This is a genomic window from Herbiconiux sp. SALV-R1, from assembly GCF_013113715.1.
Lineage (GTDB): Bacteria > Actinomycetota > Actinomycetes > Actinomycetales > Microbacteriaceae > Herbiconiux.
Genome location: NZ_CP053344.1, coordinates 3673722 through 3687716, shown reverse-complemented (window position 1 = coordinate 3687716; position 13995 = coordinate 3673722). Strand labels below are relative to the sequence as shown.

Genomic DNA, 13995 nt, shown 5'->3' with positions numbered 1-13995 from the left:
GGGAGGGTCAGCCGTTCGCCTTCTGCGCGTCGACGGTCGCTTGCTCGAGCTGGGACGCGAGCTCCTCGGGGGTGACGTCGCCCGACATGAGGCCGACGCTGCCCTGCCAGATGTAGGTCTGGTAGATGTTCACGTCGATCGCCTGGTCGTTGAACAGGGCGGCCTCGCCGCCGGTGGCGAAGCCGTTGATGGCCTCCCACTGGGGGGCGATGATGTCATCGACCGTGCTGAGCGACTCGTCGATCTCGTAGGGCATGATCTTGCTCGTGGCGGCACCGAACTTCGCGGCGACGTCGGGCCGGGTGAAGAACTCGAGGAAGGCCTCTGCCGCCTCGGGGTCGGCGTCGGCACTCACCATCAAGGAGTCGTTGCCGAGGGTGACCTCGTCGCCCGAGCCCGCCCCGTCTTCGAGGGCCGGGAAGAGCATCACTCCGGGCTCGAAGTCGGGCTTCGCGTTCTGGATGGCGGTGAGGTACCAGCTGCCCATCTCGTAGAAGCCCACGTCGCCGCTCAGGAAGAGACTGTCGGCGGTGGCCTGGGCCTCGCCGAGGAAGCCGTCCTGGAACAGCGGCTTCATGTCGACGTAGTCCTGGAAGGCGCCGACGACGGCCGGATCGGTCCACTTCGGTGAGTCGGGGGCATCCGGGTTCACGGTGCGCTCGTAGAGTGCGGTGGTCTGCTCGGAGCCGAGCGCGCGCTGCACGAAGTCGTTGAGGTAATGGCCACCCGGCCACTGGTCCTTCGCGCCGAGCACGATGGGGGTGCCGCCCGCCTTCTTGATGGTCTCCATCGCCTGCATCCACTCCTCGTAGGTGGTGATGTCGGCGGCGTCGATGCCGAACTCGGCGAGGTAGTCGGGGTTGTACCAGATGAGGTTGCCGACGACGGCTCCGGCGCTGATGCCGTAGAGCTTTCCGTCGTACATCTCGCCCGAGGTGGCGCCGGCGCTCGAGCGGTCGGCGAGCGTCTCGTCGAAGAAGTCGGTGATGTCGCGCACGGCGCCCGACTTGGCGTACTCGGCCGTGTTGGGGCCGGCGTTGTCGACGGCGAGGCTCGGGGCGTTCGACGACGACAGCGCCGAGCGCACCGCGGGCTGATAGGTGTCGCCGCTCGAGGGCTGCGAGTTGTTCTTCACCGTGATGCCGGTTTCGGCGGTGAAGGCCTCGAACATCTCCTCCGCGGCGGCCTTGCCGATGGGGTCGGACCAGCGGTTGATGATCGATATCTCCTTGGCGCTGGAGTCGCCGTCGCCGGAGCCGGCGCAGCCGGCGGTGGCGGCGATGGAGACCGCGGCGAGTGCGGCGAGACCGAGGCGGGCGAGGCTTCGGCGGGTGGGGCGGGATGACGTCATCGTCTTCTCCTCGGGTGTGGTTGTGGGTGTGATGGGATGCGGATGGTGCGGGATACGGGCGAGCGGCCGGGGCGCGCGAGCAGGTTCGATCGACCCGGCGGAGGGGGGGCGGCGGGGTGGCGGTCGTCTCAGGGGACGCCGTCTCGGAGGATGCCGCCTCAGAGGGCGGCGAGGGGAGCGGGCGGAGCGGTCGCCGCCTCCGTGCCCACCATCGGCAGGCGCTCGGTGCGGTACGACGGGCCCGTGCGGAACCGCGACCGGTACTCGTTCGGACTCATGCCGTGCTCGCGGCGGAACTCGTTCGTGAGGTGGCTGGCGTCGTAGAAGCCCGTGCGCGAGCTGATGGCCGACACTGGGAGGGTGGTGGTGGCCAGCAGGTCGCAGGCGGCCATTAGCCGCACCCTCATGAGGTACTTGTACGGTGTGGTGGCGAAGTGCTGCTTGAACAGGCGGTTGAAGTGGCTCGGCGACATGAGCACCAGGGCCGCGAGCTCCTCGACCTTGATCGGCCGGGCGAACTCCCTCGAGATGAGTTCGACCGCCGGCGTGAGGCTCAGCAGTCGCACCGCGGCCGGGTCGCGGTTGGTGAGGCTGCGGGTGACCCCCATGATGCCGATCACGCGACTGGTCTCGTCGCGGATGGCGCTCTTGGTGCTGATGAACCAGTCGTAGGAGCCGTCGCGATTGCGCACGAGCTCCACGAGGTCGACGAGGGGGTCTCCGGTGCGGAGGATTGCCTCGTCGTAGTCGCGGTAGTGCACGACGAGGTACTCGGGTGAGAGCTCCTCGTCGCGTTTGCCGAGCAGTTCGGCGGCCGATTCGCAGCCCATCAGGGTGACGAAGGGCTGGGTGACGGCGACGAACTCGCGGCGGGCGTTCTTGACGAACACGAAGACGTCGGGCACATGGTCGAACACCGACAGCAGCGCGGCGCTCCTGGCCAGGATCGTCTCGTCGTCTCGTTGCACCATGTCACCTCCTCGTGTGGCACCATCATCGATGGCGGAGCTCGCGCGGCACAATCCTCGCGGGGCATCGAAAGTCGGATTCTCCAATTAAGGGATCGGATCGTCCAAGCCGGGCCGCGGGGCCGCTGATTAGCGTTGAGGAACGAGCAACGCAAAGGACCTGTTCATGGACGACGACGTCGACACCACGCCCCGCATCGCCCTCGGCAGCTGGGCTTTCGCCTTCGGGCCGTTCGAGCCCGCGCCCTGGAGCTGGCAGCGGTTCCTCGACTACAGCGCGCGCACCGGGTACGACGGGGTCGAGATCAACGGCTTCCGGCCGCACCCTCACGACGAGGACTACGACCGCCGCGCCGCCGCAGAACTTGCGTCGAGCATCCGCGACCTCGGCCTCGGCGTCTCGGCCTTCGCACCCGATCTCACCGCGACCCCGCCCGGTCTCGCCGCCGAGCGTGACTACCTCTCCCGCATGCGCAGCATCGCGGCGTTTGCGCAGGCAGCGGGCATCACGACCGTCCGGGTCGACACGATCAGCCCGCCGGCCGAGGCGCAGGCCGCCGAGGTGCCGGACTACGCCCGCCTCGTGAGCACCTGGCGGACCTCCGCCGAGCTGCTCGGCGACCACGGCGTCCGCCTCGTCTGGGAGTTCGAGCCGGGCTTCTGGCTCAACCGCCCGAGCGAGATCCGGCGACTCGCCGACGACGTGGCGCACGACAACTTCGGCATCCTGTTCGACACCTCGCACGCCCACGCCATCGCCGCCCACGGCGCCCGGCAGGGCCGTGATCCCGAGCTCCTCGCCGGCGGCGCGGCCGAGCTGGCGCGCGAGCTGCGCGAGCACGTGCGGCACCTGCATCTCATCGACGGCGACGGGTCGCTGCACGACGGGGAGACGAGCAACCACCTGCCGTTCGGCGCGGGAGAGATCGACTTCGCGGCCGTGCTCGACGCGCTCGGCTCCGCGGCCGCCGACGCCGCGTGGTGGACGGTGGACTTCTGCTTCTGCCCCACCACCGAGACGGATGCGGCGACCGCCGTTCCGCTGCTTGCCGCGCTGCGGGATGATCTGCTGGAGCGCCGCGCGAAGGAGGAGGTCCGATGAGAGCCGCCGCCATCACGGCACCCGGCGTGGTCGAGGTCGTCGACCGCCCCGAGCCAGTCGCCCACGACGATCTCGTCGTCGTGAAGATCGTGGTCGCCCCGATGTGCACCGAGCACAAGGACAGGCGGGCGGGCAACCTCTCCGACTCGCTCGGGCACGAGGCGGCGGGCGTCGTCGTTGACGCCGGGCGCTCGCACCGGGTGTCGGTGGGCGACCGCGTCGTGGTGATGCCGCAGTTCGGGTGCGGTCGGTGCCGCTATTGCACCGCCGGCGAGCACATCTACTGCCCCTTCCCCCGCGACGTGCTCGCCGAGACGGGCCAGAGCTACGGCACGGCGACCTTCGCCCAGTACGTGCTGAAGCCCGACTGGCTGCTGCTGCCCGTGCCCGACGACATCGACCTGCTGCACGCCTCGGCGGCGTGCTGCCTGCTCGGGCCGAGCTTCACCGCCGCGACCCGGATGCACCTCGGCGCCACCGACACGGTGCTCGTGGCCGGCCTCGGGCCGGTGGGGCTCGGTGCCGTCATCCACGGCCGTTCCCGGGGTGCGCGGGTGCTCGCGCTCGAGACCCACCCCCACCGAGTGGAGCTGGCCACCGCGCTCGGCGCGCGCGTGCTCGACCCCTTCGACCCCGAGCTCGGCGAGCTGGTGCGCGCCGAGACCGGGGGCTGGGGTGTCGACGCCTCGATCGAGACCAGCGGGGTGGCCGCCAACCCCGCTGTGCTCGCGGGGCTCTCCGCCCGGCGGGCGCGCATGGCCATCATCGCCTGGGGGAGCGACATCAGCCTGCCGCCGCTCGTTCCGCTCGGCCTCGACATCCACGGTTGCTGGCACTGGAACCACCAGGTGCACGGCAGTGCCATGATCTCGACCATCCGCTCTTCGACCGACGCCCTCGACACCGCCATCACCGATCGCTTCGATCTGGAGCGGGTCTCGGAGGCGATGGACCTGCAGGACACGGGGCGCTGCGGCAAGGTCGTGCTCCTGCCGTTCGGGGAGGAGGCGCTGTGACGAGGATTGTCGCGCTCACGGGCGAGGGGGAGTACGAGTCGGACCGCACCATGCTGCCGATCGCCCGATCGATCGCCGCGGACACCGGTGCCGAGCTCGACTACCGGGTCGCCGACGTGCTGGAGGACTACCCGGAGTTCCCGGAGTCGAGCTTCGGGCGGCTCGACGGCCCCGAGGGTCTCGGCGACGCCGACCTCCTGCTGCTCTACACCCGCTTCCGTGTGCTGCCCGACGACGAGATGGCGGCGCTCGCCGCCTACGTCGAGCGGGGCGGGTCGCTGCTCGCGCTGCGCACCTCGAATCACGCCTTCCACCCCGTCGAGGGGTCGCCGTGGGAGGGGTGGGCGCGATCGTTCGCCGGCTCGGTGATCGGCTCGGCCTGGACGAGGCACCACGGGCACAGCTCGACGACCCGCGTGACGGCGGTGGGCGAGCACCCGATTCTCACGCACCTGCCCCGACGGTTCGCTGTGACCTCGTGGCTCTACGTCACCGACCCGCCCGCCGATGCGGTGGTGCTGCTGCACGGCGACCCGATCGACCCCGAGACGGATCCCGCCCCGTCCGCGGTGGCGTGGGCGCGCGAGCGGGGCGGGCAGCGCATCGTCTACACGAGCCTCGGGTCGCCCGACGACCTCCTGCAGCCCGAGGTGCGCGCATTCCTCCGCAACGCAGCGCGGTGGTGCCTGCGGCTACCCGTCGAGGGCGCCGCGGCATGAGTGTGGCGCTCGACCACTCCGAGCAGGGTCCCGTCGACGCACCGCCGCTGGTGCTGCTGATGGGGCTCGGCGCCCCGGCGGCGGCCTGGCAGCCACACGTCGACGCCTGGTCGCAATCGCACCGCTGCATCCTGGTGGAGAACCGCGGCAGCGCCGGATCGCCCGAGGTGGCCGGCCCCGCGACCACGGCCGAACTGGCCAAGGATGTCGCCACGCTCCTCGAGAGGGTCGGCGCCGGGCCCGCGGCAGTGGCGGGCATCTCGATGGGCGCCTGCATCGCCCAGGAGCTCGCCATCGCACGGCCGGAGCTCGTCTCCCGGCTGGTGCTCGTCGCCCCGTGGGCGCGCGTCGACCCGTTCACCGCGAGCATCCTGTCGCTGCTCGGGAGGCTCCGGGCGACGGGCGACCACCGCCTGCTGAACGAGGCGCTCCGCGACCTGGTCTGGACCCCCGACCACATCAACCGGCACGCCACCGAGCAGTCGTTGGGCCTGGACGCCGCGCCCGCGCTGTCGGCGGAGGCCTTCGCCAGTCAGGTGGCTGCGTGCAGGTCGCACTTCACGCTCGACCGGCTGGCCGGCATCCGCTGCCCCACCCTCGTGACGCTCGGCGAGCAGGACGCCTTCATCCGGTCGCACCTCTCCGCCGAGGTCGCGGCCGGGATCCCGTCGGCGGAACTCCGTCGGTTCGCGACGGGCCACGTGCACCACTGGGAAGAACTCGACTCGTTCAACGACACCGTCAGGGAGTGGCTCCGATGACCCACCGCCTTCGCTACGCCTGCCAGACCTACAGCTGGCAGATGAGCATCGACACCTGGCGCGGCCGCGTCGGCCACCTCGTCGACGTCGTCGCAGGCGCCGGCTTCTCCGGTTTCGAGCCCGAGCTCGCGATGCTCGGCGAGCCGTGGGATGCGGCGACGCTCAGGCGCGAGCTCGACCGGCACCACGGCCTCTCCCTGGCCGCACTGGTGGTGGCCGAGGACTGGCTCGCCGACGTCGAGACCGCCGAGGAGCGCTCCCGCGCCGATCGCGCGATCGACGCTGCGGTGGCGCTCGGCGCCCGCCTCGTGCTCGTTCCCCTGCCCGGCGCCGACCGGAGCGATCTCGAGGCGCGTCGGCACCACATCATGTGCTGCGTGCGCGACATCCGCGACCGGGCCGAGGCGCGCGGCGTCGCCACGACCTTCCACGCGAACTCGCCGGCGGGATCGGTGTTCCGCACCCCGGAGGACTACGAGGTGCTCGCCCAGCTGCTGCCCGAGGGTGTCGGGTTCACGCCCGACCTCGGCCATCTCGCGAAGGGTGGGCTCGACCCGCTCGCAGTGGTGCGCGACTGGGGTGACCGGGTCGACCACGTTCACGTGAAAGACCTGCACGCCGACGGCACCTGGGCGCCCACCGGTGAGGGTGTCGTCGACATCGAGGGAGTGCTCGCCCACCTCGAGTCGATCGGCTTCGGCGGCTGGGTGACCTTCGAAGACGAGTCGCCGTCCGCGGAGGCCGACCCCGACGCCGCCACCCGCCGGAACGGCCGCTGGATCGCCGACAGGGAGGCCTCGCGATGACCCCCGCCGACGCCTCCGCGCCGCTCGGCCTGCCGATCGCGGTTAACACCTTCGTGTGGCACTCGCCCCTCGACGACGAGCGCCTCGCCCGCACGGTCGCCACCATCTCGGAGTGGGGCTACGAGGGCATCGAGCTGGCCTTCGAGAACCCGGGCGACTGGGATGCCCATGCCGCCGCAGAGCTGCTGCACGAGCACGGCCTCGTCTCCGCGGTCGGCGCGGTGCTCGGCCCCGGCCGCGAGCTCGCCGCGGCCGACCCGGAGGTCATCGCCGCCACGTCCGACTACCTGCGGCGGGCCATCGACGTCGCGCAGCTCCAGGGCTCCGGCCTCGTCATAGGCCCGATGTACACCTCCGTAGGGCGGACGGGGCGCATCGACGCCGCGGCACGCCGTGCGGCGATCGCCGAGCTCCGTGACGCCTGGGGCCGGCTCGGCGACTACGCCGGCGAGCGGGGCGTGCGCCTGGCCGTCGAGCCCCTCAACCGCTACGAGACGAGCCTGTTCAACACCACCGAGCAGCTGCTCGAGGCGATCGATCCGCTGCCCGCGGAGACCGTCGGGCTCAACCTCGACACCTATCACATGAACATCGAGGAGACGTCGCTCTCGGCGGCCTTCGACCTCGCCGGCGACAGGCTGCTGCACCTGCAGGTGTGCGGCAACGACCGCGGGGTGCCCCTGCGCGACCACCTCGACTGGGCGGGGATCCGCGACGACCTGGTGAGGATCGGCTACCGGGGCATGCTCGGTTTCGAGTCGTTCACCGCCGACAACGCCTCCATCGCCACCGCCGCATCGATCTGGCGGCCGTTCGCGCCGACCCAGGACGACCTGGCGCGCGAGACCCTGGCCGAGCTGCGGGCCTGGCGGGCGACCTTCTAGCTCAGAGCGTCTCGGGAGCCGTGCGCGCCCACTCAGGATGCGCATCCAGCCGCGACTCGATGTCGCGGAGTACCCGCAGAGAGCGCCCGAACGCGGCGTACGGGTCGCCGCCCACCCCGTAGGCCTGGATGCCGACCGTTCCGTCGTACCCCGCGTCGCGGAGTCGGCCGAGAAAGGAGAAGTTGTCGAAGTCGCCGTCGCCCAACGGCTCGATCGTGACGGGGAAGTACTGACCGGCGAGCCGCCGGCTGCCGTTCGTATTGACCCCGCGCACGAGGGGGAGCGCCTGCTCGAGCGCCGCGGAGAAGCCCGTGCCCTCGAGCGCATAGACGTGGAAGGCGGGGAAGGTCAGTCCCACCGGCGCCCCGTCGAAAGCGGAGGCGAGCCGCACGGCGTCGGAGACCCGCTCCATCCAGAACGCGAAGTGCGGGTAGAGCCGTAGCTCCGTGTCGCCGCCCGATCGGGCGAGCGCCTCGTCGATGAACCGCAGCGCGGCGGCGTCGCCCGCGGGATCGCTCGGAGCCATGCCCTCGGCCGAGGAGGTGAGGGTGAGCTCGACGGGGGCGGAGGGCCGCGACGCGATCAGGTCGAGCGCGCGAGCGGTGTCGGGCGAGTCGAGGGGAGCGGCGAGGTCGACGGTGAGGTACAGCGACGCCACGGTGAGTCCGGAAGCCGCCGCGGTTCGCTCGAGGGCGGGCAGCTCGTCCCACGCGGCCTCGCTCCAGAGGGTGAGGTTCGTGGCCTCGAAGCCGAGATCGGCGAGCATCTCGCAGCGCGTGCGCAGCGGGTACCTGCCCGTGTGGCTGTAGAAGCCCACGTCCATGCCGTAGACCGCCCAGCTCATGCGACACCCTGCGCGAGCAACTGGGGGGCGCGCATCACGGTGACCGGTCGCCCGGTCTCGGCGCACTCGAGCACCGCGCGCACCCAGTCGAAGCGGAACACGGCCGCGTCGGTCACGGCCACGGCCTCTTCGGGTGCCATGCGGCCCCCGTCGACGAGACCGACCATCCGGGCGAGCGGGCGGGCGTGGAAGCCCACCTCGGGGAGGGGGTGGGAGGTCGTCGACTGCGTGGGAGCGCCGGCGCTGTCGGCGCTCAGCCGCACCGAGCCGTCGCCCATCCAGTCGAGCCAGTCCCAGGTGACCGCGCCGTCGGAGCCCTCGACCTGCACGGTCGAGCGCTCCTCACCGTGCGTGGCGGCGGCACGCTCGTAGGTGACGGGAACGCGGGTGCCGTCGCCGTCCTCCAGCACCATGGCTGCGCCGACGTGCTGCTCGAGGCGCGTGGCCTCCTCCTCGAAGGGGCCACCGGTGCGCGGTGCGCTCGCCCAGGCGTGCACGATCTCGACCCGCACGGGCCGCAGCACCTCGTCGAGCACCGCGATGTCGTAGGGGCCCCAGTCCATCATCACGCCGCCGCCGCTGACCGACGGGTCGCGGAACCAGCCCGACTGTGCCAGGTGGTCGAAGCCGGTGCGGGCGCGCTGCGCCGTGTTCACGAAGGTCACGTGGTACGGGGAGCCGATGGTGCCGTCGGCGATGACCCGTCGCACCTGCTGGGTGGCGGGCAACGCGTCGAAGCGGATGTCGCAGCACTCGAGCACCAGCCCGGTGACGCGAGCGGTCTCCTCGACGTCGGCGGCTTCGGCCGACGTCATCATCAGCGGCTTCTCGCAGAGCACGTGCAGCCCCGCGTCGAGCGCCTGCAGCACGAGAGCGTGATGCGACACCGGCGGGGTGGCGATGACCGCGATGTCGCCGGCACGCCGTGGCACGTCGAACATGGTCGTGGCATCGGGGTGGGCGATGGCCTGGGGGAAGTGGTCGACGAAGTCGTCGAGCACCGCCGAATTAGAATCGGTCACGTGGAGCTCGACCTCGCCGGGAATCACACGCTGGTCGAACGCGGCATTCGCGTGCTCGCGGGCGATGAAGCCCGCGCCTACCAAGAACAGCCTTGTCATGGCACAACTTTCTTTCGCAAAAGTATCGTGGTCGAGGATAATAAGCATTGCAGCGCCGAGTCAACGCCGCCGAGTGAAAAGGGGAACCTCGCAGATGAGCCAGACCACCGCATCGGGGCGGGTCACGATCGCCGACATCGCCGAACTGGCGGGGGTCTCGGTGCCCACCGTGTCGAAAGTGCTGAACGGCAAACCCGGGGTCTCCGATTCCACCCGGCTCCGCGTGTCGGCGATGTTGCGGGAGCACGAGTACGAGCCACGGAGGTCGACCGCGAGCCGGATCGTCGAGCTCGTGCTCGGCGAGTTGAGCAGCCCCTGGTCGACAGCGCTCGTGGTGGCCGTCGAGGAGGCAGCGTTCGAGCGCGGTCTGTCGGTGGTCGTGTCGCGCACCCGGCCGGGGGATGACTCCTGGCTGGAGGGTGTGGCCACCCGTTCCGCCGACGGCGTCGTGTTCGCCGTCGTGCGCCCCGTCGACGAACAGCGCCGGCGCTTCGACGAGATCGGCATCCCCGCGGTGTTGATCGACCCGGGCGACGCGGGCGACGACACCGACACCCCGACGATCGGCGTCACCCACTGGCGCGGCGCCTACACCGCCACGGAGCACCTGCTGGGCCTCGGGCACCGCCGCCTCGCCATGATCGCGGGACCGGCAGACGTGCTGTTCAGTCGTGCCCGCGCCGACGGTTTCCGCGCCGCAGCGCTCGCGAGCGGGGTCGACATCGCCGACGATCGGCTTGTCTTCGCCGAGTTCGGCTACGAGGCGGGCCGCGATGCCGGACTCGCACTCCTCGAGTCGCCCGACCGGCCCACGGCGGTGTTCGCCGCATCGGACGAGCAGGCGCTCGGCGTGTACGAGGCGGCCCGCCGGCTCGACATCCGTATCCCCGCCGATCTCAGTGTCGTGGGGTTCAACGACGTCTCCGTCGCCCAGTGGGCGGCACCGCCGCTCACCACGGTGCGCGAACCCATTCTCGACATGGCTCGGCACGCCCTCGACGCGCTGCTCGCGACCGCAGCGGGCCGCCCCTCCGGCCCTGCCGTGGAGATCGCCACCGAGCTCGTGGTGCGTGAATCCACAGCGACTGCGCCCACGGAACGATAGTTTCTAATAACTTTCGCGAAATGTATTGACACGGCAGCCTGTCTCTGGAAATGTGGCGGCACGGGATGAGAATGAGCTCTCCCGGTACCGAGAGGTTGTGGCAATGAAGGCACCTACGAAAGCTGCCTTGGCGGCAACGGCCACGCTCACCCTGCTCCTGACAGGGTGTGCATCCGGCGGGTCGTCAGCAGACGGGGGCGACGAGAAGATCGTCCTCAACATGTGGGGCTTCGCAGATCTCTCCGCCCCCTTGGTGGAGAAGTACGAGGCGGAACATCCGAACATCGACATCCAGTCGAAGATCAGCGACTACGACGCGGCGCACCAGACGCTGCTCACGTCGCTCATCGCCGGGCAGGGCCCGGACATCGCCCAGATCGCCGTGGATTACATGGGTGAGTTCGTCGACAACTCCGGCGCGTTCACCGACCTCCGCGATTTCGGGGCCGAAGATCTGGCCGGCGACTACCTCGACTGGCGCTGGAAGACCGGGGTCGCTTCCGACGGCAGCGTCGTCGCCATCCCCACCGACGTCGGTGGCATGGCGATCGCCTATCGCAAAGACCTGTTCGCGGCGGCGGGTCTGCCCACCGACCGCGACGAGGTGTCGGCACTCTGGCCCGACTGGCAGGGCTACATCGACACCGGCAAGAAGTACTACGCGGCTACCGGCAAGAGCTTCGTCGACGCCGGCAAGGCCATCTATCGCGCCGCCTCTAATCAGGCCGACGAGAAGTACTACGACGCCGACGGCAACCTGATCTACGAGGACAACCCCGCGATCCGGCAGGCCTGGGACTACAGCATGGACGCCATCGAGGGTGGACTCTCGGCCGACCTGGCGACCTGGTCGCCCGAGTGGCTGGCGGGCATGTCGAACGGCGCCTTCGCCACCATCCCCGCCCCGGCATGGCTCCTGTCGACCATCAAGCAGCAGGCGCCCGACACCGAGGGTCAGTGGGATGTCGCGACGCTGCCCGGAGTGGTCGGCAACGACGGCGGCTCGTTCCTTGCCGTGCCGAAGGCCTCGAAGCACGCCAAGGAGGCGTACGACTTCATCACCTGGCTCGAGGCACCGGAGCAGCAGCTGGCACTCTTCGAGGACAACCGCACCTTCCCGTCGACACCCTCCCTCTACGAAGACCCGGCGGTCGTCGACCTCACCGACCCCTTCTTCAGCGACGCGCCACTGGGCGAGATCTACATCGACAGCGTGAAGTCACTGAACGGCTACCCGATCGGCCCGGACTCCCGGGTGGTCGAGCAGCAGTTCGAGGCCGGTGTCGGCCGGGTCGAGCAGGGCCAGGCTCCCGACGAGTCGTGGAATGAGGCGATCGAGGCCGCCGCCCGCGAGACGAACGGCTGACCTCGCCTTCGAGGTGCCCGCGCCCCCGGACTGGGCGCGGGCACCGCCTACCGAAAGGAACGCCCGTGACCGCTACGGTCGTCGACCACCCCACCAGCGCGCTGCGCAAACCGCGACGCGTGGGTTTCCGGGAGCGCATCGCCCCCTACACCTACATCGCCCCCTTCTTCCTCATTTTCCTGGCCTTCGGGGCCGGCCCCCTGATCTACACCGGCTGGGTGTCGCTGCACGACTGGGCGCCGCTCGAGACCACGCACGAGTTCATCGGTCTCGACAACTACAGCGCCATGCTGCAGGACCCGCGGTTCTGGAAGGCGATCGGCAACACCTTCTCGATCTTCCTGCTGTCGACCATCCCGGGCCTCATCCTGAGCCTCATCATCGCGTCGGTGCTGAACAACCGCGGCCTCCGGGCGAAGACATTCTGGCGGATGGCCCTGCTGGTGCCGAACATCACCCCGCTGGTGACGGTGAGCATCGTCTTCTCCTCGCTGTTCAGCCGCGACTACGGCCCGATCGCCTGGGTGCTCCAGCTGCTCGGCCTTCCTCCCATCGCCTGGGACGCCGACCCCTTCACCACGCAGGTGGTGATCGCCATCATGGTCATCTGGCGCTGGACCGGCTTCAACGCGCTGATCATGCTCGCGGCGATGCAGGCCGTCCCCGCCTCGCTCTACGAGTCGGCCGAGATCGACGGGGCCGGCCGGTTCCGCACCTTCTTCAGCGTGACCCTCCCGCTCATCAGGCCGACCATCCTGTTCAGCGTGGTCACCTCCACCGTCGGCGGCATGCAGATCTTCACCGAGGCGCTCCTCTTCACAGACGCCATGGGCGGCAACCGCGGGCAGGGCCTCACGATGACCCTGCTGGTGTACGGACAGGCCTTCAACTCCTTCCACTTCGGCTACGCCTCCGCCATCGCGATCGCCCTGCTCTTCATCGTGCTGATGATCGCGGGCATCAACTTCTTGCTCGCCCGACTGATCAGGAGCGCATGATGAGCAGCACCGTCATCGACCAGCCCCGGACGGGCGCCCGCAAGCCCCCGTCGCGCGCCGCGCAGCGCTCGAACCGCGAGGCCCCCGACCGCGCCCGGCGCCGCAAGTCGCCTCGCCAGCGGATGAGCTGGCTGGGCTACGCCGTGCTCGTCATCGGCGTGCTCGGCAGCATCGCGCCGCTGTACTGGATGTTCGTGGTGGGCTCGAACACCTCGGCCGCCGTCTCGCAGTTCCCGCCCACGTTCCTCCCCGGCGGCAACTTCGTCGACAACGCTGCCTATGCCCAGACCAGGGTGCCGTTCGCCCGCTCCATCCTCAACAGCGCCATCGTCGCGGTGTCGGTCGCGGTGCTCCAGGTCTTCTTCTGCAGCCTGGCCGGCTTCGCCTTCGCGAAGCTCAGGTTCCGGGGCCGCAACGCACTGCTCGTCACAGTCATCGCCACGATGGCGATCCCGGCGCAGCTCGGCATCGTGCCGCTCTACATGATCATGGTGAACCTCGGATGGGTGAACACGCTCCAGGCACTCATCGTGCCGGGTGCCGTGTCGGCCTTCGGGGTGTTCTGGATGCGCCAGGTCGTGATGGGGTCGATCCCCGACGAGCTCGTCGAAGCCGCCAAGATCGACGGCTGCGGCACCTTCCGCACCTACTGGTCGGTCGTGCTCCCGAACATCCGGGGATCAGCTGCCGTGTTCGGGCTGTTCGCCGCGATGGGTGCGTGGAACGACTTCCTCTGGCCGCTCATCATCCTGAACTCGCCCGACATGTTCACCTCCCAGGTCGCCATCCAGCAGCTGCGCACGGCGTACTCGATCGACTACTCGGTCACGATGACCGCCTCGGTCATCGCCACCCTGCCGCTGCTGCTGCTCTTCCTGGCCGCCGGCAAGCAGCTGGTCGCCGGAATCATGGAGGGCGCCGTGAAGGGCTGACCCGCCCCGCGCCCATCCCGCT

At 70.0% G+C, this 13995-nt stretch carries 14 protein-coding genes; 10 read left to right on the top strand and 4 right to left on the bottom strand.

Annotation, left to right across the window (positions count from 1 at the left end):
• Nucleotides 1-7 precede the first annotated feature (7 nt).
• Nucleotides 8-1351, bottom strand: coding sequence for an ABC transporter substrate-binding protein (locus tag HL652_RS17550; RefSeq protein ID WP_171706501.1), 1344 nt, complete (start codon nt 1349-1351; stop codon nt 8-10).
• 158 nt (nt 1352-1509) lie between these two features.
• On the bottom strand, nt 1510-2322 hold the full coding sequence (locus HL652_RS17545) for an AraC family transcriptional regulator (RefSeq protein WP_171706500.1): 813 nt from the start codon (nt 2320-2322) through the stop codon (nt 1510-1512).
• Between the two features lie 163 nt (nt 2323-2485).
• On the opposite strand from HL652_RS17545, the gene HL652_RS17540 reads away from it, so the two are divergent.
• The 6 genes from HL652_RS17540 to HL652_RS17515 are packed head-to-tail and all read left to right on the top strand — an operon-like array spanning nt 2486 to nt 7607.
• Nucleotides 2486-3421 carry a sugar phosphate isomerase/epimerase family protein gene (locus HL652_RS17540; RefSeq protein WP_171706499.1) on the top strand — a complete coding sequence of 312 codons (936 nt, stop codon included), beginning with the start codon at nt 2486-2488 and terminating at the stop codon, nt 3419-3421.
• Nucleotides 3418-4437, top strand: coding sequence for a zinc-dependent alcohol dehydrogenase (locus HL652_RS17535; RefSeq protein WP_171706498.1), 1020 nt, complete (start codon nt 3418-3420; stop codon nt 4435-4437). The genes HL652_RS17540 and HL652_RS17535 overlap by 4 nt, the downstream gene beginning before the upstream one ends.
• Nucleotides 4434-5156, top strand: coding sequence for a ThuA domain-containing protein (locus tag HL652_RS17530; RefSeq protein WP_171706497.1), 723 nt, complete (start codon nt 4434-4436; stop codon nt 5154-5156). Before HL652_RS17535 ends, HL652_RS17530 begins: the two co-directional genes overlap by 4 nt.
• Nucleotides 5153-5917, top strand: a complete 765-nt coding sequence (locus HL652_RS17525) for an alpha/beta fold hydrolase (RefSeq protein WP_171706496.1) — start codon at nt 5153-5155, stop codon at nt 5915-5917. The genes HL652_RS17530 and HL652_RS17525 overlap by 4 nt, the downstream gene beginning before the upstream one ends.
• Nucleotides 5914-6723, top strand: a complete 810-nt coding sequence (locus tag HL652_RS17520) for a sugar phosphate isomerase/epimerase family protein (RefSeq protein WP_171706495.1) — start codon at nt 5914-5916, stop codon at nt 6721-6723. Before HL652_RS17525 ends, HL652_RS17520 begins: the two co-directional genes overlap by 4 nt.
• Nucleotides 6720-7607: a sugar phosphate isomerase/epimerase family protein gene (locus HL652_RS17515; protein WP_171706494.1), complete on the top strand. Its 888-nt coding sequence runs from the start codon at nt 6720-6722 to the stop codon at nt 7605-7607. The genes HL652_RS17520 and HL652_RS17515 overlap by 4 nt, the downstream gene beginning before the upstream one ends.
• Before the next feature lies 1 nt (nt 7608).
• Here HL652_RS17515 and HL652_RS17510 read toward each other — a convergent pair whose 3' ends face one another.
• Both HL652_RS17510 and HL652_RS17505 read right to left on the bottom strand, forming a co-directional pair.
• Nucleotides 7609-8451 carry a sugar phosphate isomerase/epimerase family protein gene (locus tag HL652_RS17510; protein ID WP_171706493.1) on the bottom strand — a complete coding sequence of 281 codons (843 nt, stop codon included), beginning with the start codon at nt 8449-8451 and terminating at the stop codon, nt 7609-7611.
• Nucleotides 8448-9572: a Gfo/Idh/MocA family protein gene (locus HL652_RS17505; protein ID WP_171706492.1), complete on the bottom strand. Its 1125-nt coding sequence runs from the start codon at nt 9570-9572 to the stop codon at nt 8448-8450. Before HL652_RS17505 ends, HL652_RS17510 begins: the two co-directional genes overlap by 4 nt.
• Nucleotides 9573-9666: 94 nt before the next feature.
• Between HL652_RS17505 and HL652_RS17500 the strand changes: the two genes are divergently transcribed.
• The 4 genes from HL652_RS17500 (at nt 9667) to HL652_RS17485 (ending at nt 13973) form a co-directional block, all read left to right on the top strand.
• Complete coding sequence (locus HL652_RS17500; RefSeq protein ID WP_171706491.1) at nt 9667-10677, top strand: LacI family DNA-binding transcriptional regulator; 1011 nt, start codon at nt 9667-9669, stop codon at nt 10675-10677.
• Nucleotides 10678-10804: 127 nt separating this feature from the next.
• Nucleotides 10805-12043, top strand: a complete 1239-nt coding sequence (locus HL652_RS17495) for an ABC transporter substrate-binding protein (protein WP_171706490.1) — start codon at nt 10805-10807, stop codon at nt 12041-12043.
• A gap of 65 nt (nt 12044-12108) precedes the next feature.
• A complete protein-coding gene (locus HL652_RS17490) occupies nt 12109-13041 on the top strand; it encodes a carbohydrate ABC transporter permease (RefSeq protein ID WP_171706489.1) in 933 nt (310 codons plus the stop codon).
• Nucleotides 13038-13973 carry a carbohydrate ABC transporter permease gene (locus tag HL652_RS17485; protein WP_216603934.1) on the top strand — a complete coding sequence of 312 codons (936 nt, stop codon included), beginning with the start codon at nt 13038-13040 and terminating at the stop codon, nt 13971-13973. Before HL652_RS17490 ends, HL652_RS17485 begins: the two co-directional genes overlap by 4 nt.
• Nucleotides 13974-13995 lie beyond the last annotated feature (22 nt).

Excerpts from the sequence above, each read along its gene's own strand:
- HL652_RS17550 (WP_171706501.1), bottom strand. The coding sequence starts at position 1,351 with ATGACGTCATCCCGCCCCACCCGCCGAAGCCTCGCCCGCCTCGGTCTC.
- HL652_RS17545 (WP_171706500.1), bottom strand. The coding sequence starts at position 2,322 with ATGGTGCAACGAGACGACGAGACGATCCTGGCCAGGAGCGCCGCGCTG.
- HL652_RS17540 (WP_171706499.1), top strand. The coding sequence starts at position 2,486 with ATGGACGACGACGTCGACACCACGCCCCGCATCGCCCTCGGCAGCTGG.
- HL652_RS17535 (WP_171706498.1), top strand. The coding sequence starts at position 3,418 with ATGAGAGCCGCCGCCATCACGGCACCCGGCGTGGTCGAGGTCGTCGAC.
- HL652_RS17525 (WP_171706496.1), top strand. The coding sequence starts at position 5,153 with ATGAGTGTGGCGCTCGACCACTCCGAGCAGGGTCCCGTCGACGCACCG.
- HL652_RS17520 (WP_171706495.1), top strand. The coding sequence starts at position 5,914 with ATGACCCACCGCCTTCGCTACGCCTGCCAGACCTACAGCTGGCAGATG.
- HL652_RS17515 (WP_171706494.1), top strand. The coding sequence starts at position 6,720 with ATGACCCCCGCCGACGCCTCCGCGCCGCTCGGCCTGCCGATCGCGGTT.
- HL652_RS17510 (WP_171706493.1), bottom strand. The coding sequence starts at position 8,451 with ATGAGCTGGGCGGTCTACGGCATGGACGTGGGCTTCTACAGCCACACG.
- HL652_RS17505 (WP_171706492.1), bottom strand. The coding sequence starts at position 9,572 with ATGACAAGGCTGTTCTTGGTAGGCGCGGGCTTCATCGCCCGCGAGCAC.
- HL652_RS17500 (WP_171706491.1), top strand. The coding sequence starts at position 9,667 with ATGAGCCAGACCACCGCATCGGGGCGGGTCACGATCGCCGACATCGCC.
- HL652_RS17485 (WP_216603934.1), top strand. The coding sequence starts at position 13,038 with ATGATGAGCAGCACCGTCATCGACCAGCCCCGGACGGGCGCCCGCAAG.